Genomic DNA, 20,668 nt, shown 5'->3' on the forward strand with positions numbered 1-20,668 from the left:
CTGGGCGTCCTCGTCGTCTTGGTCGTCCTGGTTCCTGATCGTCCTGGTCGTCCTGGTTCCCGGTCGTCCTGGGCGGCTACGACGGCTCCCCCGACCGAGGACGGCCGAAGGCGCCGCAACGGTCATTCGGTGACCAAGCAGACGTGCGCGGGCGTCTTTGACAGGATGGCGGTGGGAGCTTCCCGACGATTCACCGAACCCTTGGAGGGGCTGTGACGTCGGACCACTATCGACCGGCACTGCCACGCATGCGCCTGGACGAACTCTTGGACGAGCTCCAGGCGCACGTGGAGCTGGTCCGCTCCACCCGGAATCGGGTCGGCGGCCTGCTGGAGGCCGTCCTCTCCGTGGGCGGCGACCTCGACCTGGAGACCGTGCTGCGCCGGATCGTCGAGTCGGCCGTGACCCTGGTGGACGCCGGGTACGGCGCCCTCGGGGTGATCGGCGACGAGGAACAGCTCGCCCGGTTCCTGCCCGTGGGCATGGACCCGGAGACGATCCTGAGCATCGGGCCGCTGCCGACCGGCCGCGGCATCCTCGGGTCGATCATCCGCGACCCGCATCCGCTGCGGCTGCACGACCTGTCCACCCACGCCGACTCCTTCGGGTTCCCGAAGGGACATCCGCCGATGAACACCTTCGTGGGCGTGCCGATCCGAATCCGGGGCGTGGTCTTCGGCAACATCTACCTGACCGAGAAGCGCGGCGGGACGGACTTCGACGACGACGACGAGGCGGTGCTGCGCACGCTGGCCGCGGCCGCCGGGGTCGCGATCGACAACGCCCGCCTGTACGACGACGTGCTCCGGCGCGAGCGGTGGTTGGCCGCGAGTTCGGACCTGACCCGCAGTCTGCTCTCGGGGGACGCGCCCGCGGACGTCCTGCGGGCCTTCACCGCGACGATCCGAGAGATGGCCGACGCCGACCTGGTGACCCTGGCGGTACCGGTCCCGGGTGGCGACCTGCTCGTGGAGGCCGCCGACGGACCGTTGGCGGATCGGGTTCGCGGCATGGTCCTGTCCGGCGAGGACACCCTGATGGGGAAGGTCTTCAGCTCCGGGGAGGCGATCACGAGCACGGATCTGAGCACCGATCCGCGCGCGGTCGTCGCGACCGCGACCGGTCTCGACCTGGGCTCGGCCTTCCTGCTGCCGCTGGGGACGCCCGAACGGATCCGCGGGGTGCTCCAGATCGCCAATCGGACCGACCGCCCCGAGTTGCCGACCGCGGTCGTCCGCATGGTCACCGGCTTCGCCGACCACGCGGCGCTTGCCCTGGAGATCGCCGAACGGCGGCGCGACGCCGAGCTCCTGACGGTGCTTCGGGACCGCGACCGGATCGCGCGGGACCTGCACGACCTCGCGATCCAACGCTTGTTCGCCACGGGGATGACGCTGCAGAGCGCGACCCGCTTCATCGATCATCCCGTGGCGCTGGAACGGGTCGAAGCGGCGGTCGACGCGTTGGACGAGACCATCAAGGTGATCCGCTCGACGATCTTCTCGCTCAAGGCCCGCGGCCGGGACCAGGGCACGGGGCTGCGTTCGCGGTGCCTGCGCGAGGTGGACGGGATCGCCGAAGTGCTCGGCTTCGCCCCGACGTTGCGGGTGGACGGCCTGCTGGACACGCTCGTGTCGGATGACATCGCCGAGGACGTGGTGGCGGTACTGCGCGAGGCGCTGACCAACGCGGCCCGACACGCGCGGGCGAGCCGGGTGGAGGTGCACGCCGAGGCGAACGCGGAGCGGGTGCGCCTGCGCGTGAACGACGACGGCGTGGGGCCGTCCCCCGACCTCGTCCGCGGCAGCGGCCTGGACAACCTGCGCGAGCGCGCCGAAGCCCTCGGCGGCTCCTTCTCGTTCGGCCCCGCCCCGGACGGCGGCGCCCTCCTGGAATGGCGCGTACCGCTGGAGTGACGGGCGCCGGGCCGAGGACGTGTCCTCAAGCCCCGCCGAGTCGGCCCCACCGAGTGCGCGCCGCCGGTCCCGGCGGTCCCGGGGCCGACGACGAAGCCGACGACGGGGCCGTCCGGCCCGTGGCGGCGGGACGAACGGCCCTGTCCGGACGGGTGCCGGAGCGACCAGGGTCGACGCAGTCGTCGGCGGCCGCCGACGAGCCACCGCAACCGCATCCACCCGAAACGGCGGACCATCATGCGCGACGGCCCCATCGCGGCCCTCCCACCGCGATCCGCGACACCGAGCCAAGGGCTGACGACAGGTCAGGCGTCCGACCGGCGGGCCGCGTTCGGGAGCAACACGATCGAACGGGCCCCGTCGGTACCGGTTTGGGCGCGGATCGCGGCGCAACTGCGGGATCCGCTCGTCCTGGTCCTGCTTGCCGCCGCCGTGCTGACCACCGTGACGGGGGACGTGGCCGACACCGCGATCATCCTGGTCGTGGTCATCTTCAACACGGTGGTGGGCGTGGTCCAGGAGATCCGGGCCGATCGCGCGGTGACAGCCCTGTCCGACCTGACCACACCCGCCGTGCGCGTGCTGCGCGACGGTGTCGAGCGCGAACTCCCGTCCGTGGACCTGGTCCCCGGGGACGTCGTGCTCCTGGAGGAGGGTGCTGTCGTGCCCGCCGACGCCCTCGTATCGGAGGCGTCCGCGCTGCTGGTCGACGAATCCTCGCTGACCGGCGAATCGGTGCCCGTGGACAAGTCGCCCATCGACCCGACCGGGCCCACAAAGACCCAGAACGTGCTCGCCGCGGGCACCGTCGTGCTGCGCGGACGGGTGGTCGCCGAAGTGATCGCGACCGGTGCGAACAGCGCGCTCGGTCGGATCGCGGCGCTGATGCGCGAACGCCCCGGCCCGACCCCGCTGCAGCGCCGACTCGCGCGGCTCGGCCGGGTATTGGCGCTCGTGGTCGTCGTGCTGTGCGGGGTCGTGTTCGCGCTGGGTCTGCTGCGCGGGGAGCCGACCGAGGCGATGGCGATCAGCGCGATCAGCCTGGCGGTGGCGGCCGTTCCCGAATCGCTGCCCGCCGTGGTCACCCTGGGCCTGGCGCTCGGCGCTCGCCGGATGGCCGCGCGGCACGCCATCGTGCGCAACCTGCCCGCGGTGGAGACCCTGGGGTCGGTCACCGTGTTGGCCACCGACAAGACCGGCACGCTCACCGAGGGCAGCATGGTCGCCGAACGACTGTGGACACCCTCGGGCACCGCCGAACTCACCGGCACCGGCTACGCCCCGACCGGACGACTGCGCGTGGGCGATCGGGTCGCGGCGCTCGACACCGTGCCGCACATCCGCGAGTTGCTCGTCGCGGCCGCGCTGTGCAACGACGCGACGCTGGTGCCGCCGGACGCCGACCGGGCGGCCTGGCAGGCGCTGGGCGACCCCACCGAGGCCGCGCTCGTGGCCGCCGCGGGCAAGGCGGGCCTGGACCGCGCTGCCCTGCGCGAGCGGTACCCGCGCGTCGCCGAGGCGCCGTTCGACAGCGGACGCAGGCGCATGACCACCGTCCATCGCGCGCCCGGCGGCGGGCTGCGCGCCGTCCTCAAGGGCGCGCCCGAAGTGGTGCTCACGGCCGAGTTCGTCACCGCCGATCCGAACGCGCTGCGCGCGGCCCGGCACGCGGCCGACGTCCTCGCCGCCGAGGGCTACCGCGTGTTGGCGCTCGCCACCCGCGACCTCGACGAGATCCCGGCGCACGCCGAGTCCGTCGAGCGGGCCATGACACTGCTCGGCCTGATCGCCATCGACGACCCGCCCAAGGCCGCGGCCAAGGAGACCGTCGCCGCGTGCCGCGCGGCCGGCATCACCACGGTGATGATCACCGGAGACCATCCGGCCACCGCCCGCGAGATCGCCGTACGCCTGGGCATCGTCGACGACCGCTCCGCGACGGTCCTGACCGGCGACGACCTCGCGGCCGACCCGAACCTCGACCTCACCCGGACCCGCGTCTTCGCCCGGACCTCCCCCGAACAGAAACTGACGATCATTCAGGCGTGGCGCGCCCGCGGCGCGGTGACCGCGATGAACGGTGACGGCGTCAACGACGGCCCCGCGTTGCGCCGAGCCGACATCGGCGTCGCGATGGGCCGGCGCGGCACCGAGGTCGCCCGCCAGGCCGCCGACGTGATCCTGGCCGACGACGAGATCTCCACCGTGGTCTCCGCCGTCGAGGAGGGTCGTCGGGTGTACGACAACATCCGCCGCTTCCTCGTGTACGCGCTCTCCGGCGGCACCGCCGAGATCGCGGTCATGCTGATCGGGCCGGCCCTGGGGCTGCCGATCCCGCTGGTCGCCGCGCAGATCCTGTGGATCAACCTGCTCACGCACGGCCTCACGGGGGTCGCCCTGGGCACCGAACCCGTCGGCCCCGGCACGATGCGCCGGCCGCCGCGCCCGCCCGAGCAGAGCATCCTCGGCGACGGCCTGTGGCAACGCGTCGGCTGTCTGGGCGCGATCGTCACCGGTGTGACCCTGGCGGTCGGTGTCTGGGCCGAGCACACCGGCCGCGCCTGGCAGACCCTGCTGTTCCTGACCCTGCTCGCCGCCCAACTGGGCGTCGTCATGGGCCTGCGCACCCGGCCCTTCGGCCGCGCGAACCCGGCGCTGCCGCTCGCGGTCCTGGCATCCGCCGCGCTCGGCCTGGCCGGCGTGTACACGCCGTGGTTGCGCGAACTGCTCGGCACCGAGACGCTGCCCGCGGTCGAGCTCCTGCTCGCCCTGGCCGGTGCCCTCGTCGGCTTCCTCGCCGCCCGCGTCGCGCGGTGGGCCGGCTCACGCGCCCGCCGCGCCGGCGATCCCCCGCCGCCCGCCGCCGGCGAACGGGCCGATCGGCTCGCCCGTACCGGGACTTCCGGCCCTGTGGCCCACGCGCCCGACGCCCGAGGCTGAGGGCAGATCGGCGTACCCGGTCGATCGACCACACCGCGAAGGGACCCACCATGAACCACGCATCGCCGTCCGCCGGTTCGAGTCCGCGGCCCACGCTTCCGCTCGGCCACGTGATCGTCGGCGTGGACGGCTCACCGGCCGCGGAGGTCGCCGCCGACCTCGCCGCCGACGAGGCCCTGCGCCGACACACCACCCTCGAGGTGCTGCACGTTCTGGAGTGGGTCGAACTCGGCGGCGGCAAGGACCGCTTCGGGCAACAGCTGCGCGAGAACGCGCACGCCATCGCCGACGCGGCGGCCGAACGCGCCCGCCTGCGACACCCCGATCTGAAGGTCGTCGCCACCGTCGAACTCGCGGACGTCGTGGACGCGTTGGCGGCGGCGAGCGACCGCGCGGCCCTGCTCGTCGTCGGCAGTCGCGGCCTCGGCGGTTTCGCCGGTCTGCTGATGGGTTCGGTCGGCCTCCCGATCGCGGCCGTCGTCCGCTGCCCGCTCCTGGTCGTGCACCCTGAGCACCGGCCCGCCCCCGAGCGCACGCCGGGGCCGATCGTCGTCGGTGTCTCCGGCACCGACTGCGCCCCCGCCCTGGAGGCCGCCTTCGCCCAGGCCCTGGCCCGGTCCGTCCCCGTGCACGCCGTGCACGCGTGGCGCCACCCGGCCATGGTGTCCGCGGGCGCCCCCTTCGCCCCGGCCCCGTGGGTCGTGCAGGACTGGCAGGGCCTGGCCGAGACCACCCTGGACGCCGCCGTCGCACCGCTGCGCGAGAAGTACCCCGACGTCGCCGTCACCGAGGCCGTCGTCCTCGACGCCGCCGCCCACGCGCTGATCGCCGCGAGCGCCGACGCCGACCTCGTCGTCCTGGCCGCCCACCGCCGCACCGCCCGCTTCGGGCCCAACCTCGGCCGCACCACCCACACGGTGCTGCACCACGCCAAGGCCCCGATCCTCCTGGTTCCCGTCGGCACCCGGGCGCCCCACCAAGGGTGACCGGCACCCACACGCCACGCGCACACCCGCGCGCTCCGCACGACCGACTCACCAACGCCACGGCCGCGTCCACGACCTCGTCCGACACGGCTACCGCCACGAGAGGGTCCTGCTGCGCCCGCAGGCCGTACAGGTCTGCCGCCTGAGCGAACCGACCGCCTGACCGGTCCGCCCGGCGGCGCGTCCACCGGGCGGACCGGGATCGGACGGGGCCCACGGCGATCGTGGGCCCGTCGGGTGTGCGGGACGCGTCGTGGCGGCAGGTCGGGGATGAGGAGCGCCGTTCGGGGTCGGCGAGAGGTGTTGTGGAGCGGACGCTCTGTTATTGTTTCGGCATGCCTCGGCCTCGGGTTCACGATCTTGAACGGCTGCTGGACGTCGCCGAGTCCTTGGTGGCCGCCGGTGGGCCGGAGGGCTTCACCGTGCGGGCGCTGGCGGCGGCGTCCGGGGTGTCGAACGGGGCGATCTATCACGCCTTCGGGTCGCTGCCGGTGCTGCTCGGGCGGGTGTGGTTGCGGGCCGCGGGCGACTTCCTGGATCTCCAGGCCGAGCTCGTCGACGCGGTGCGCGGCAGCGGGCCCGAGGCGGCCGTCGCGGCGGTGGTGGCCGCGGCGAGCGCGCCCGCGGTGTTCGCCGACCGGCGGCCCGCGGCGGCCCGCATGCTCATGGAGGTGCGCCGCGAGCAGCTGCTCGGCCCCGAAGTACCCCCGGAACCGGCCGAGGCGATGCTCGCGCTGGACGAGCGCGTGTCGGCGATGCTGACCCGGCTGGCACGGGCATTGTGGGGCCGGGCCGACGGGCCGAGCGTCGCGGTGATGACGATGTGCGTGGTCGACCTGCCGACGGCCCTGTTCCGCCGGGCGCTGACCGGGCCGACCCCGACCGGCGGGCCCGTGGTCGGCCCGGACAATCGAGAACGTCTGGAGGCCGCGGTCCGCGCGGTCCTCACCCTGCCGCCGCCGCCTCCGCGCGGCGGGCGGCCGACACCCTCCGGAAAGGATTGACCATGCCCGAACTGCGCCACGAGGACAGCGTCTTCGTCCTGGACCTCGGCGACGGGGAGAACCGGTTCGCGCCGGACTGGATGAAGAGCGTCCACTCGCTGCTCGACACGGTCGTCGACCACCCGGGGCCGGCCGCGCTGGTCACCACCGGGCGAGGCAAGTTCTTCTCCAACGGGCTCGACCTGGACTGGCTCGGCGAGCACGGCGACCGACTCGCGCCCTACGTCGCGGACGTACAGGTCCTGCTGGCCCGGCTGCTCACCCTGCCCGTCCCGACGGTCGCCGCGGTCAACGGCCACGCGTTCGGCGCCGGGGCGATGCTCGCGATGGCCCACGACTTCCGGATCATGCGGGCCGACCGGGGCTACTTCTGCTTTCCCGAGGTCGACATCCACATCCCCTTCTCCCCCGGCATGGCCGCGCTCATCCAGGGCAAGCTGACGCCCGCCGCGGCCATCGCCTCGATGACCACCGGACGGCGCTTCGGCGGCGGCGAGGCCCGCGATCTCGCCCTGGTCGACGACGTCGCCGACGAGAGCGGCCTGATCGAGGCCGCCACCGCCCGGATTCGGCCACTGGCGGGCAAGGACCGCACCACCCTCGGCACGATCAAGTCGACCATGTACGTGACCGCCGTCACGGCACTCACCAACCCCTGAATCCCGCTCGCGGCCCATCGCCAAATCAGGACACGCCGACCTAAAAGCCGTGGATAATTCGCGATCGGGCCGCGCCGCGAGCAAAACGGGTCGCCGGAACGGCAACCACCGCTCGGCATTTTCACTAGTCTCTGCCTGGGTGAATTCGTCACCCCTCTACACGACAGAGATAAAGTGCGAATACCAGGACAATATCTGCGACAAATCCTCGGTTCGGCGGTACTGACGGTCGCATTGGCGCTCGGCGCCTTGCCGCCGGCAGCCGCGGGGCCCTCGGATCCGCCCAGCGGTTTCTTGCAAATCCTTGCACATCCCGACGACGACCTGTACTTCATGAATCCCGAGTTGCTGGAGGGGATCCGGGCGGGAGGGTCCTCCACGTCCGTCTACCTCACGGCCGGCGAGATTCAGGATCCGCTCCTGCTGCGCCAGCAGGGCATCATGGCGGCCTACGCGGCCATGGCCGAGAAGTGGGGCTCGTCGTGGACCGGCTCCTCGATCACGGTGGCCAACGCGAAGGCCGAGGTCTACACGCTCGACGACCGACCCGACATTCGCGTGGTGTTCCTCAACCTTCCGGACGACGCCTGCCTGCAACCGCTCGCGCAGAACCCGGCGGGATCCTGCATCACGAAGAACCCGGCGTCGCCCGGGACGGGCGTCAACGCCACCTACGTCTATCGCCCCGAGGACCTCTCCGAGGCCCTGTACCAGCTGCTCCGCGAGTATCGGCCCGCGGGGGTACGAATATTGGACGCAAATCCCGACATACGGAACCAATCCGATCATCGTGATCATATCTCCGCCGCGATTTTCGCAAATCGGGCAATAGGTCGCTACAGCGCGACGGAGACCAGCCGCATATTCGTCGCGGCGTTCCAGGGGTACGGGACGGCCAACGCCCCCGACAACCTCGCCGAGGACGACCTGTACAACAAGCTGGCCGCGTCCGGCGAGTACGAGAGCATCGCCACGAACGCGCAGGGCACCCAGGCCTGGCGCCGACCGCAATACGAACGCTGGTCACGCGGATCGAACTGGATCGGCCGCAACACCGACGGCGGCCTCCAGGCGTTCGCGGTGGTGGGCGAAAAGGTCCTCACCTGGCGCCAGAGCGCCAACGGGACGTGGAGCGCCGCGCAGCAACTCCCTTCGCCCGGTGGCCCCCTGGCACCCGGGCTGTCCGTGGGCAACAACCCCGACGGCCGACTCCAGGTGGTGGGCCGGCGGCTCGACAACGACGCGATCATGACGATCCACCAGACAGCCGTCAACGGGAACTTCGCCGCGTCGTGGAGCAACTTCGGCAATCCCAACGACCTGGTCGACACGACGAAACGCACCCAGGTCGGCACGCCGCTCATGGTCCGCAACGCGGACGGCCTGCTGCAGATCTTCGTGAAGAACGGCGCGGGCAGGGTCGGCACCGTCTACCAGTCCAACCCGAGCAACGGCGCGTGGGACCTCGGCTGGAAGGACATCGGCGGGTTGGGCGTCCAGGACGGCCTCAGCGCCGTCGTGAACGGGGTCGGCCGCATCGAACTGTTCGGCTGGACCCTCAACAGCGGACGCGTGGGGAAGCTGGCCACCTGGTACCAGGGGGACACCAAGGGCCAGTTCTCGCACAACCCGTTCCTGGTGGCGAGCAACGTCGCCAGCGCGCCCACCGCAATGGTCGCGGCGAACGGCCGGGTCCGGGTGTTCTACCGCACGAGCGGGACCGGGTCCGTCTCGGTGCTCAACCAGCTGAACGTGGCCGGTGCGTGGCAGCAGACCACGTCGAGCACGGGCGACCAGGGCGGCACCCGACGGCCCGAGGTCGCCCGCGGGTCCGATGGGCGGCTGCTCCTGTACGCCCGCAACGACAATTCCGGGCTCAGCCTGAACTGGCAGACCTCCCCGACCGGCGGGTACGCGGGATGGGGACGGTTCGCCAGTCTGGTGATCGACTCGCCGGCGATCGTCACCCGGGGTGACGGTCGGCTGTCCCTCTTCCACATCGGGGCCAACGGCCTCCTGTATGTGGCCGAGCAGTCGGCCGGGGCCCCCGACGCGGCCTTCGCCGACTGGAATTCCATCAGCTGAGCCCCACGGCACGCCGATCGTCGCCGCCCCGGCGCGTCGAGCAGTCGTGTACGACGGGTGACCCCGGACTTCGAGCCTTGGGCTCGGGGTCCGGGGTCGTTCCCGTTCCGTGGGTAGGGCCGCGACCGCGGCCCCGATCACGGGCCTCGTGTACAGGGAGGGGCGGCCGGTTTGGCAGATGTTGCCGTCGAGGGGGGTAAGGGAGACGGCGTGTACTGGACAACGATCACTCGGGCGGGGTCGTGCCGAGGTGAACCGAGCAGCATGTGCGTCGTGTGCGTCGAGAGGTGCGGACCGTGACGGAGCCGTGGTGGGATGGCGAGGGCGTCGATGGCGACGGCCTCGGTGGGCCCGAGGGGGTGGTCGGGCGGCTCGATGCCGTGGACTACCTGGCCGGCGACGGCATCGGGACCGCCGCCTATCTCGCGTTGCGAATGAGCCGGCCGTTGCTGGTCGAGGGTGAGCCGGGGGTAGGCAAAACCGCGCTGGCGCAGGCCCTCGCGGACGCGTTTGCGGTACCGCTGTTCCGGTTGCAGTGCTACGAGGGGCTGGACGCGTCCCAGGCGCTCTACGACTGGGACTTCCCCCGTCAGATGCTGCACCTTCGAGCGGCCGGCGTGGCCGGCGAGACCGATGCCGCGACGCTGGAGGCGGGGCTGTACGACCGGCGGTATCTGATCGCCCGACCGGTGCTGCAGGCGATCGAGGCGGCGCCGGCGGTGCTGCTCGTGGACGAGGTGGATCGCGCCGACGACGAGTTCGACGCGTTCCTGCTCGAAGTGCTGTCGGACTTCGCGGTGACCGTGCCCGAGCTGGGGCGGATCGGCGCGAAGGTGCCGCCGCTCGTGGTGCTGACCTCGAATCGGACCCGCGAACTGCACGACGCGCTCAAGCGGCGCTGCCTCTACCACTGGCTCGATCACCCCGATCACGCGCACGAGGTGGCGATCGTGCGCCGCCGGCTGCCCGAGGTCGGCGCGCGGCTCGCCGACGACGTGGTGCGGGCCGTCGGTCGGCTGCGCGCGGCCGACCTGGTCAAGCAGCCCGGGGTGTCCGAGACCCTCGACTGGGCCTGCGCGCTGCTCGTGCTCGGGGTGCGCGAACTCGACCCGGACAGCGCGGCGCGCACGCTCGGGGCGGTGCTCAAGCACCGGGAGGACCTGGAGAGCGTACGGGCCACCGGGCTCGATCGGCTGCTCGCGGCGGGCGCCTGAGATGGCCGCGCGCAGCCCGCTCGACGCCGCGACCGTCCGGGCCGCCGCCGGCGCGCCGGTGCGACGGGACGGGGTGGAGGTGCTGGTCGCGTTCGCGCGCACGGTACGGGCCGCCGGCGTCGCGGCCGACCCGCAGCGGGTGCACGTGTTCCTGGCCGCGGTCGCCGCGCTCGGCGTCGACGAGCGGCACGCGACCTACTGGGCGGGCCGGCTCGCGCTGTGCTCCACCCGCGAGGACCTGCCCCGCTACGACGCCGCGTTCACCGCGTACTTCGGCTGCGAGCAACCGCCGCCGGGCAAGCGCCGACCCGTCGTCGACGTCGAGCGCGCCGTGGGCCTGCCCGGCGCCGACCGGCCCCCGCCGCCGCGGGAGGGCGAGCACGATCGCGAGGACCGGATCGCCGCCGCCGACCGCACCGAGATCCTGCGCCGCCGCGACATCGCCTCGCTCGATCCCGCCGCGCGCGTCGAGCTGCGCCGGCTGCTGGCGTTGTTGCGCCCGGCCGCGCCCATGCGCCGCACCCGGCGCCGGCGCCCGGCCCGGCACGGCCGGATCGACCGCAGGCGCACGGTGCGCGCGGCGCTGCGGACCGGCGAGTTCGACCGGTTGCGGTACGCGGAACGCACCGTCCGCCCGCGCCGCCTGGTGCTGCTCCTGGACGTCAGCGGCTCGATGGCCCCGTACGCGGACGCGCTGCTGCGCTTCGGCCACGCCGCGGCCCGCCGGCGCCGGGGCACCGAGGTGTTCACCATCGGCACCCGGCTGACCCGGATCAGCCGCGAACTCGCGCACACCGACCCGGACCGGGCGCTCGCCGCCGCGTCCGCCCTGGTGCCCGACTTCAGCGGCGGCACCCGGCTCGGCGACCAGCTGCACACGTTCCTGGAGCGCTGGGGCCGGCGCGGTGTGGCCCGGGGGGCGGTCGTGGTGATCGCCTCCGACGGCTGGGAACGCGGTGATCCCGACCGCCTCGGGATGGGGATGGCCCGTCTGCACCGGCTCGCCCATCGGGTGATCTGGGTCAATCCGCACCGGGCCCGGGACGGCTATGAACCCCTCGCCGCGGGTATGGCCGCCGCCCTGCCGTACGTTGACGACTTCGTCGCCGGGCACAGCCTGGCGGCCCTGGAGGAATTGTGCGCACTGCTGGTCGACGAACGACGGACGAGGTGAGCGGCCATGCGTGAACTGCTCGATCACCTCGAGGCGTGGTACCTGGACGGGCGTACCTTCGCGCTCGCCACGGTGGTGTCCACGCTGCGCAGTGCCCCGCGCGACGCCGGCGCGGTGATGGCGGTGTCCGCCGACGGCGTGGCCCTGGGCAGCGTCTCGGGCGGGTGTGTCGAGGGCGCGGTGTACGAGTTGGCGAACGAGGTCATCGACACCGGCCTGCCCCGTACCGCCGCGTACGGGATCAGCGACGACGACGCGCTGATGGTGGGGCTGACCTGCGGCGGCACCCTGGAGGTGTACGTCGAACCGGTCGATCCGGCGCGCTACCCCGAGTTCCCCGAGCTGATCGCCGCGCTGCGGGAGGGCCGGCCGGTCGCGGTCGCCACCGTGGTCGCGACCGGCGATCCGACCCGGCTCGGCGCCCGGACGCTGGTCGGCCCGGACGGGGAGGCCGCCGGCGACGACGAGTGCGGCCCGTTCGTGGGCGGCCTGCGCGACCTGCTCGAAGCCGACCGGACCACGCTGGTGCGGCCGGACGGCGACGACCTCGTCCCGGTCGGCGAACTCGGCGTGTGGCCGGGCGAGATCATATTCGTGCGCTCCTACGTACCGCGGCCGCGCCTGCTGGTGTTCGGCTCGAACGACTACGCGGTGGCCGTCGCCCGGGCCGGCGCGTTCGCCGGCTACCGGGTGACCGTGTGCGACGCCCGTCCCGTCTTCGCGACCGCCGACCGCTTCCCCGACGTCGACGAACTCGTGGTGGACTGGCCCGACCGCTACCTCGCGAGTACCCGGGTCGACGCGCGCACCGCCGTGTGCGTGCTCACCCACGACCCCAAGTTCGACGTGCCGGTGCTGGTCCGGGCGCTGCGCCTGCCGGTCGCCTACGTCGGTGCGATGGGCAGTCGGCGCGCGCACGAGGACCGGGTGCTGCGGCTGCGCGAAGCGGGCCTGGCCGAGGCCGAACTGGCGCTGCTGCACTCCCCCATCGGCCTCGACCTGGGCGCGCGCACTCCGCAGGAGACGGCGATCGCGGTGCTCGCCGAGATCATCCGCGGCCGGCACGGCGGCTCGGCGCGACCGTTGTCGCACACGAGCGGACGCATCCACCGCTGAGCCGACCCGCGGGCGGCGAAAACAAAGGGCCCGCCGGGTGCGATTCGCACCCGGCGGGCCCTTCGTTCGCCTCGACTCAGCCGAGCGGCGCGGCCGCCTCCGCCAGCGCCCCGATGGCCGCCACGAAGCAGTCCGCCGGCGGCGTCACCAGACCCGCGCCGACCTGGCCCGTGCCCGCGACCCGACCGGCGATGCCGGTGTTGATCTGCGGCAGGATGCCGGTCCGCACGACCTTGGTGACATCGATGCCGGTCGGCGTGCCGCGGAAGTCGAGCACCGGGATCTGGTACGCGGGGTTCTCCGCGAGGGTGATCTCGTACATCCGCCGGGTCGCGGCCAGCGCGTCGTCGACCTCGCCGCCGATGAAGCGCACGATCGCCGGCGCCGCCGCCATCGCGAAGCCGCCGATGCCCGCCGTCTCGGTGATCGCCGAGTCGCCGATGTCCGGGTTGGCGTCGTCCGGCCCGTACGCGCCCAGGTAGAGGCCGTCCGGGACCTCGGCGGGGCCGGTGTACCAGCGGTCGCCGGTGCCGGACACCTGGATGCCGAAGTCGGTGCCGTTGCGGGCCATCGCCACCACGAGGGACGAGCCGGGCACGTCGCGGCCCGCGTCCATCGCCAGCTTGCAGGCGGGCATGTCGAGGTTGAGGAAGAAGTGGTCGTTGCCGCCCACGAACCTGGCCGCCTCGGCGATGTCCGACGTCGGCGCGCCGCTGTCGATCATGTTCGGCAGGAGCTCGCGCAGCAGCATCAGGGTGCCCGCGCGGTTGCGGTTGTGGCCCTCGTCGCCCATCTGCAACATCTGCGCGATGATCGCCCGGATGTCGATCGGTTCGCCCGCCCGCACGGCCGTGCGCAGCAGCGGGCCGAGCACCGCCGACATCCACTGGAGCCGCTCGATCACCTCGGGGCCGTACGCGCCGTAGCGCAGCACCTTGCCCAGGCCCTCGTTCAGCGAGCACCACGCGCGGGTGCCGTGGGTGGTGTCCTCCAGCTCGAACATCCACATCGACGGGCTGACCACGCCCGCCATCGGCCCCACCGCGCGGTGGTGGTGGCAGGAGTCCAGTTCGGCCCGTCCCTCGGCGAGGAACTTCTCCGCCGCCTCGGGCGAGTCGGCCAGGCCCTCGAAGAGCACCGCGCCGATCAGCGCGCCGCGCATCGGCCCGGAGGCCCGCTCCCAGTCGATCGGCGGTCCCGCGTGCCGGAACTGGCCCGGCGTCAGGCCCAGCGCCTCGCTCGCCGGCTTGACGTCCACCAGGTGCGGCGTGGACGCCAGGACCCGCTCGATCGCGACCTTGTTGGCCGCTTCGCGGCGCGCGTCCGCGAGGACTCGGGCCAGCGCGTCCGCGGTGCCGGGCAGCGGCGGGCGCCAGTCCACCGCCGTCACCGGTACCGCCTGCGCGGTCAGCGCGTCGGCGAGCAGTTCGGCGCCGGCCGTCACCACCGACGGGTCCCGGGTCAGCAGCGCGTTGCCTGGGGGGTTGGGAGCACTCACGCGTCGAGCCCTTCTACGATCGCCACGGCACGCCGGGCGGCCTCGGCATTGGAGAGGTGGACCTCGGCCCCCGCAAGGGCCAGCGTGCGGGCCTGGGCGTCGAGGTCCTGGGGGTCCAGGTCGGTTCCGCACAGCGAGATCAGTACGGCCGGCGCGTCCGGCCCGGCCGCGCGCAGCACCTCGGCCAGTTCCGCCGCGGGGTCCGCGTGCGCGCCGTGTCCGAGCACGACGTCCAGGAGCAGCACGGCCGTCTCGGGGGAGGCCAACTCCTCGGCGAGCCGCTCCAGACGCAGGCTCGGGTCGATCATCGGGTGCGGGCGCCCGGCGGTGAGGCCGTCGTCGCCGAAGTCGATCATCAGGTGGCCGGCGGCGCGCAGGTCGGCGGGCAGCGCCCAGTCGGCCTGGAGCGGGATGTTGGACGCGATCGGCCCGAGCCGGTCGGCGGCGATGATCATCGCCTCGTCGCACAGCGTGCCGCCGCAGAACAGCCCGCGCAGGGCGCCGGTGCGGGCGGCGGGCGTCCGCTCGGGCCGCCAGGTCCGGTCCTGGACGCCGGCGTGTCCGACCGCGGCGAGCGCCTTGGTCGCGGCGGCGGTCAGGTCCGCCCGTCCCCGGCCCAGGAACGCGAGTTGGACCGGCGTGGACAAGGTGGCGGCGTACCGCTCGACCTCGGCCGCGACCGCCTCGGCGGGCGGCTTGGAGACCACGACGATCAGCTCGGTGGCCGGGTCCGCGTCGAGCAGCGCGAGTGCCTGCAGGGTCGAGCGGGCGCCGACCGCCTCGCTCAGGTCGCGCCCGCCCACGCCCAGGCAGTGGCTCACGCCGCTGCCGGCCGCGTGCAGCAGGCACATCAGTTCCTGCGAGCCGGTGCCGGAGGCGGCCACCAGGCCGATCGGCCCGGTCCGGACTGTGTTGGAGAAGCCGAGGCCGACCCCGCCGACCATGGCCGTCCCGCAGTCGGGTCCCATCACCAGCAGTCCGCGTTCGCGACCCGCGTCCTTGAGCCGGATCTCGTGTTCCACGGGGACGTTGTCGCTGAAGATCATCACGTCGAGGCCGGCTTCGAGCGCGTCCATCGCCTCGGCGAAGGCGTGCGGCCCGGGGACCGACACGAGCGCGAGCGTCGCGCCCGGCGTCGCGTTCGCGGCGGTGCGGATCGTGCGCGGCGGGACGCCGGCGGCCGAACCGATCCCGGTGCCGCCGCCCGTCGACAGGACGAGGGCCTCCTCCAGCACCTCGCGAGCGCGCCGCAGCGCGTCCTCGTCGTCGGCCCGGATCGCCACGATCAGGTCGTTGGGGCCGGCGCCGTCGGGCGTCTCGAAGCCCATGCCCGCCAACAGGCCGACGTTGAGTTCCGTCGCCATGGCGACGAGCGCCTTGGTCACCCCGTCCACCGCGGATACCGATCGGCTCACCTGCATCAGGCTGACCGAGTCTCGGTATGTTCCGCGGCGCAGCTCAAGCGCGCTGCTCACGGGCGCTCCTTCCTTCGGGGGTACGGGAGTTCGGGTCCAGCGGGGTGCCCGCGCAGGCCGCCTCGGCCCCGGCGAGCACGCCGAGGGAGAGGTCCGCGCCGGAGGTATGACCCACCGTCAGCAGGCGGCGCAGGCAAGGAAATACGTCATGTCCGCGGCCCACGGCGCCGATCAGGTCGACCAGTTGCGCGCAGCCGTCGCCGCGGGCGGCGTGGCCGAGCAATGCCGCGGACAGGTCGGTGGTGCGGCCCGCGGCGTGCGCCGTGACGCGTGCGCCGAGCGCGGTCGCGAGCCGGGCGCCGGTCGGGCCGGGAGTCAGGTGGCGCAGCGCGAGCAGGAGACCGCACAGCGCGTCGTCGCCGCTGGGGGTCAGGCCGGGGCCGAGGCCGATCAGGCGCAGCGCGGCGGCGCCGGCGCGCTCGGGGTCGGTCGCGACGTGTCGGCCCACTTCGGCGAGGTCGGCCCGCGCACGGGTGGACAGGCCGGTGGGCACGGTGTCGAGGGCGGTGCGCAGCGCGGCGACGCCGGCCCGCGAGGCGTCGGTGTCGTTCGGCGCGGACGGGCGCGGCGGGTCCACCAGCGGACCGCGTCCACCCGCAGCGCCCCGATCGTCAGCAGGCCGTCGCCGACGCGTGCGTCGGCGAGCGCGTCGGGGTGGGCGGCGAGCGCGGGAAAGGGCGACGCGTCGGTTCGGGCGGCGAGCACGACGGCGTTCGGCAGCCGGACCGCGTCGTGCGTGCACAGGGCGAGCACTGCGCCGTCCGGGTCGGCCAGGTACACCGCGGCCGGGAAGATCCCCAGCACCCGGGCGGGCCGCGCGGGCCGCTCCAGCAGGTCGCGCACCAGCACCGACGCCGAGCCCGGCACCGCGGTCGGGCCCGGCACCGCGGTCGGGCGCTTCGCCGAGGCGTGCGCACGGGCGCGGTGCGGCGGTGCGGCGGTGGTCGTGCCTCCCGGGTCTGCCACGGTGCGTGCCTCCCGGGAACGGTGCGGAGCCGGCGACGGAAACGGTGGGGACGGGATCCCCGGGACGGGTCGGCGGCGGTGTGGCCGACCGTTCGTTGCGACTTGAATCGGACCGGCTCTATGTCTGTTGTGAACGTAATCCAATGGCTATGGTCCTCGAATGGAGAATGTTGCCAGCCTTGGCGCACTTAATTCGCGTAACTTGCCAAGCCCCGGCGGAGTGCGATCCGCGAGTACCGGCACGCTCGTTCGTGGCGTGTCGGTCCGCGACGTGCTGAGCCTCTCCAGCCTGTCCGGCGCCCGACTGTTGGCCGGCGAGCGCGGCCTGGACCGGGTCGTGCAGCGGCTCAACGTGATGGAGGTCCCGGACATCCTGCCCTGGACCAAGCCGCACGAACTGCTGCTGACCACGGGTTATCCACTGCGCGAGACCCCGCAGTCGTTGTCCGACCTGGTGACCGAGCTGGAGTCGCGCCGGCTGGCCGCCGTGGGGATCAAGCTCGGACGCTATCTCGACGAACTGCCGGCCGACATGCTGGCCGCCGCCGACCTGGTCGGCCTGCCGATCATCCGGCTGCCCGACGACGTCGCGTTCGACGACATTCTCAACCAGGTGCTCACCGACATCCTCAACCGCCAGGCCGCGGTGCTGGCCCGCTCCGAGGAGGCGCACCGCGCGCTGGTGAGCGTGGTGCTCGCCGGCGGCGGCCTGGAGGCGATCACCGACGAGCTCAGCCGGCTGCTCGGCGGCACCGTCATGGTCACCACGCCCGACGGCCGACTGCTCGCCTCGTCCGACTCGGCCGACGCGAAGCCGCACGGGCGCGGCGTGTTCGACGCCACCGGCCGCTTCCGGGTGGAGCGCTTCAAGCACGGCTCGCGCGCCCTGGACGAGCCGGGCACGGGCGTCGCGCTGGTGCCGATCCTGGCCGGCGCCCTCGACCACGGCCGGGTCGTGCTGATCTCCGCGGGCCGCACGCTCGACGAGAGCGACATCCAGGTCCTGGAGCGAGCCGCCGCCACCGCGGCGCTGGTGATCACCAAGGAACTCGCGGTCGCCGCGGTCGAGAGCAAGTACCAGGGCGACTTCATGCGCGACCTGCTCGCCGGCCGGGCCGGCGACCCGCTGCACACCGTGCGGCACTGCGCCTCGCTCGGCTGGGCCATCGACCGCCCGCTGACCGTCGTCGTGGCGCAGCTCGAACCGGGCGAGAACCCCGACCTGGAGCCCGACGACCTGCGGCCCGCGCACGAGCGCTTCGCGACGGCCTGGGGCATCGTGGTGCACGAGCGCGATCCGCAGGCGGCCGTGGTCGGCTACAGCCAGGAGGTCGTCGTGGTGATGGGCGCGTCCGGGCGCACCCCGCCCGGCGAGGCGGTCCGGCACATGGTCGCCCAGGTCTCGGGGGACGGCGGCGGCGGACGCCGGTCGTTCTCCACCGGGGTCAGCCGGGTGGTCACCGATCCGGCGCTGCTGCCCGAGGCGTACGAACAGGCCCGCCGCGCCGCCAAGGTCGGCCGGCAGATGCACGGCCCGGGCGGGGTCGCCGACTTCGACAGTCTCGGCGTGTACCGACTGCTGAGCCTGGTCCCGGACTCCGCCGAGCTGACCAGCTTCATGAGGGAGACCCTCGGCGAACTCGCGAGCCGCGAGGACGAGGAGACCGTCGATCTGCGCACCACCCTGGAGGTGCTGCTGGACACCAACCTCAACGTCGCCGAGACCGCGCGGATCCTGCACTTCCACTACAACACGCTGCGTTATCGGATCGGCAAGCTCGAGCGGCTGCTCGGCTCCTTCACGACCGACTCGCATCTGCGGCTCAACATCATGCTGGCGTTGCAGGTCCGCCGCATGCGCGGGCTGTAGCGTCGCGGGCACGGACGGACAGACCTTTGGGCGTTCCTCCAAGGCCCGACACACGAAGGCAAACAAACCTTGGGTGAATTCCACAACAGTGCCGGAGCAGCTCTGTCACCTATCACCCAAGCCTCGGTGTCCGGCCCGTCCGTAGCCTTCCTCCAACCTCGTGGCGGGAACGGCGGATACCACCGGATCGCGCTCACCGTGCCGGGTCGTGCGACAACGAATCGCCCTCGCACCCCCATACGCCTGGAAGGCGGCTGAACATGGCACTCGGCTTGGGATGGAAACTCTACGGGGACGGCAGCACCCCACCTCCTGGTGAGGTCGTGCGCCCCGACCAACGACTCTCGTGGGGCCGGACCATCGGCCTGGGAGCACAGCACATCGTCGCGATGTTCGGCGCGACGTTCGTGTTCCCGGTGGTGATGGGTCTCGACCCGAACCTCGCGATCATGATGTCGGGCCTGGCCACCGTGGTCTTCCTGCTCATCGTGCAGGGAAAGATCCCCAGTTATCTCGGTACCAGCGCGGCCTTCGTCGGCGCGGTCGCCACGATCCGGGCCTCCGGCGGCTCCAGCGCCACGGTCACCGGCGCGATCCTGGTCGCCGGCGCCGTGCTCGCGCTCGCCGGCGTCCTGATCCACCTGCTCGGCGCCGCCGCCGTCAACAAGGCGCTGCCGCCGGTGGTCACCGGCGCGGTGGTGCTGTTGATCGGCTTCAACCTGGCACCCGTGGTGGCGAAGGTGTACTGGCCGCAGGACCAGTGGATCGCCATCCTGACGATGACCGCGGTCATCGCGATGACGGTGCTGCTGCGCGGCTTCTGGTCCCGGATCGCGATCTTCCTGGGCCTGGTTTTCGGGTACGCGATGTCGTGGCTATTCGACAAGGGCTTCGGTCAGATCACCTCGGTCCAGCCGGGCCAGAACGACGGCAAGGAGTTCGCGCACGACCGCGTCGACTTCTCCGGGGTCACCTCGGCCGACTGGTTCGGCCTCCCCGGCACGCACGCGCCGGACTTCAAGACCTCGGCGATCCTGGTCGCGCTGCCCGCCGTGATCGCGCTCATCGCGGAGAACGCCGGACACGTCAAGGCGGTCTCCGAGATGACCGGTGCCGACCTGGACGGCAGCCTGGGCAAGGCGATCACCGCGGACGGCCTCGGCACCATGATGGCCAGCGCCGTCGGCGGCTCCCCCACCACCACCTACGCCGAGAACATCGGCGTCATGGCGGCCACCCGGGTCTACTCCACGGCCGCCTACTACGTGGCCGCCGCCGTCGCCGTGCTGTTCGGCCTGTGCCCCAAGTTCGGCGCGCTGATCGCGGCCACGCCCGGCGGCGTGCTCGGCGGGATCACCGTCGTGTTGTACGGCATGATCGGCCTGCTCGGCGCGAAGATCTGGATCGAGAACAAGGTCGACTTCGCCAACCCGATCAACCTCGTGCCGGTCGCCGCGGGCGTCGTGATCGGCATCGGCGGGGTCGCGATCAAGTTCAGCGACGACTTCACCATCGAGGGCATCGCCCTGGGCACGATCGTCACCCTCGTCATATACCACGTCCTGCACGCCCTCGCCCCCGCGCACATGCGGGACCCGAAGGCACCCGCCGACGTCGAACTCGAAGGTGGCACGGCGCTCTCTCTGGGCACAGTCGAGGAACACCCGCACGCCGCCGAACACAAGCAACCCGTGACCGGCACCGGCTCGCCGCCGAGCTGACGTCCACGCGCACCCACCGCGACACCGCACGCGAACACCAGGAG

15 protein-coding genes are annotated in these 20,668 nt (G+C 72.8%); 11 read left to right on the forward strand and 4 right to left on the reverse strand.

Going from position 1 to position 20,668, the window contains the following annotated elements; translation table 11 throughout:
• Window positions 1–248 precede the first annotated feature (248 nt).
• The 9 genes from OG928_RS01230 to OG928_RS01270 all read left to right on the forward strand — a co-directional run bounded on the left by OG928_RS01230 (window position 249) and on the right by OG928_RS01270 (window position 13,094).
• Window positions 249–1,916 (forward strand): GAF domain-containing protein, encoded by a 1,668-nt coding sequence (locus OG928_RS01230; protein WP_406290703.1) that lies wholly within the window; start codon window positions 249–251, stop codon window positions 1,914–1,916.
• Window positions 1,917–2,153: 237 nt separating this feature from the next.
• Window positions 2,154–4,856 carry a cation-translocating P-type ATPase gene (locus OG928_RS01235; protein WP_406277789.1) on the forward strand — a complete coding sequence of 901 codons (2,703 nt, stop codon included), beginning with the start codon at window positions 2,154–2,156 and terminating at the stop codon, window positions 4,854–4,856.
• A 50-nt stretch (window positions 4,857–4,906) separates the two neighbouring features.
• Complete coding sequence (locus tag OG928_RS01240) at window positions 4,907–5,842, forward strand: universal stress protein (protein ID WP_406277792.1); 936 nt, start codon at window positions 4,907–4,909, stop codon at window positions 5,840–5,842.
• 335 nt (window positions 5,843–6,177) lie between these two features.
• The gene (locus OG928_RS01245; protein WP_406277795.1) at window positions 6,178–6,846 is read left to right on the forward strand and encodes a TetR/AcrR family transcriptional regulator; all 669 of its coding nucleotides are present in this window, start codon (window positions 6,178–6,180) and stop codon (window positions 6,844–6,846) included.
• Window positions 6,847–6,848: 2 nt separating this feature from the next.
• A complete protein-coding gene (locus OG928_RS01250) occupies window positions 6,849–7,505 on the forward strand; it encodes an enoyl-CoA hydratase-related protein (protein ID WP_406277799.1) in 657 nt (218 codons plus the stop codon).
• A 294-nt stretch (window positions 7,506–7,799) separates the two neighbouring features.
• On the forward strand, window positions 7,800–9,590 hold the full coding sequence (locus OG928_RS01255) for a PIG-L family deacetylase (RefSeq protein WP_406277802.1): 1,791 nt from the start codon (window positions 7,800–7,802) through the stop codon (window positions 9,588–9,590).
• 296 nt (window positions 9,591–9,886) lie between these two features.
• Complete coding sequence (locus OG928_RS01260; RefSeq protein ID WP_406277805.1) at window positions 9,887–10,804, forward strand: AAA family ATPase; 918 nt, start codon at window positions 9,887–9,889, stop codon at window positions 10,802–10,804.
• Window position 10,805: 1 nt separating this feature from the next.
• Complete coding sequence (locus OG928_RS01265) at window positions 10,806–11,978, forward strand: vWA domain-containing protein (protein WP_406277808.1); 1,173 nt, start codon at window positions 10,806–10,808, stop codon at window positions 11,976–11,978.
• A 6-nt stretch (window positions 11,979–11,984) separates the two neighbouring features.
• On the forward strand, window positions 11,985–13,094 hold the full coding sequence (locus OG928_RS01270; protein ID WP_406277811.1) for an XdhC family protein: 1,110 nt from the start codon (window positions 11,985–11,987) through the stop codon (window positions 13,092–13,094).
• Window positions 13,095–13,170: 76 nt separating this feature from the next.
• On the opposite strand, the gene OG928_RS01275 is transcribed toward OG928_RS01270, so the two are convergent.
• From OG928_RS01275 to OG928_RS01290, 4 genes are read right to left on the reverse strand one after another with little or no spacing between them, the layout of a single operon-like run.
• The gene (locus OG928_RS01275) at window positions 13,171–14,592 is read right to left on the reverse strand and encodes a DUF1116 domain-containing protein (protein ID WP_406277814.1); all 1,422 of its coding nucleotides are present in this window, start codon (window positions 14,590–14,592) and stop codon (window positions 13,171–13,173) included.
• Window positions 14,589–16,067 (reverse strand): acyl-CoA synthetase FdrA, encoded by a 1,479-nt coding sequence (fdrA, locus tag OG928_RS01280; protein WP_406277817.1) that lies wholly within the window; start codon window positions 16,065–16,067, stop codon window positions 14,589–14,591. Before fdrA ends, OG928_RS01275 begins: the two co-directional genes overlap by 4 nt.
• A complete protein-coding gene (locus OG928_RS01285) occupies window positions 16,051–16,515 on the reverse strand; it encodes a DUF2877 domain-containing protein (RefSeq protein ID WP_406277820.1) in 465 nt (154 codons plus the stop codon). The genes fdrA and OG928_RS01285 overlap by 17 nt, the downstream gene beginning before the upstream one ends.
• On the reverse strand, window positions 16,458–17,033 hold the full coding sequence (locus OG928_RS01290) for a hypothetical protein (RefSeq protein WP_406277823.1): 576 nt from the start codon (window positions 17,031–17,033) through the stop codon (window positions 16,458–16,460). The genes OG928_RS01285 and OG928_RS01290 overlap by 58 nt, the downstream gene beginning before the upstream one ends.
• 256 nt (window positions 17,034–17,289) lie before the next feature.
• On the opposite strand from OG928_RS01290, the gene OG928_RS01295 reads away from it, so the two are divergent.
• Entirely contained in the window at window positions 17,290–18,903 is a 1,614-nt protein-coding gene (locus tag OG928_RS01295) for a PucR family transcriptional regulator ligand-binding domain-containing protein (protein WP_406277826.1), read from the forward strand.
• Window positions 18,904–19,163: 260 nt separating this feature from the next.
• A complete protein-coding gene (locus OG928_RS01300) occupies window positions 19,164–20,624 on the forward strand; it encodes a uracil-xanthine permease family protein (protein WP_406277829.1) in 1,461 nt (486 codons plus the stop codon).
• Window positions 20,625–20,668: the final 44 nt, after the last annotated feature.

This window comes from Embleya sp. NBC_00896, from assembly GCF_045207785.1.
In the GTDB taxonomy this organism is placed as follows: Bacteria; Actinomycetota; Actinomycetes; order Streptomycetales; family Streptomycetaceae; genus Embleya.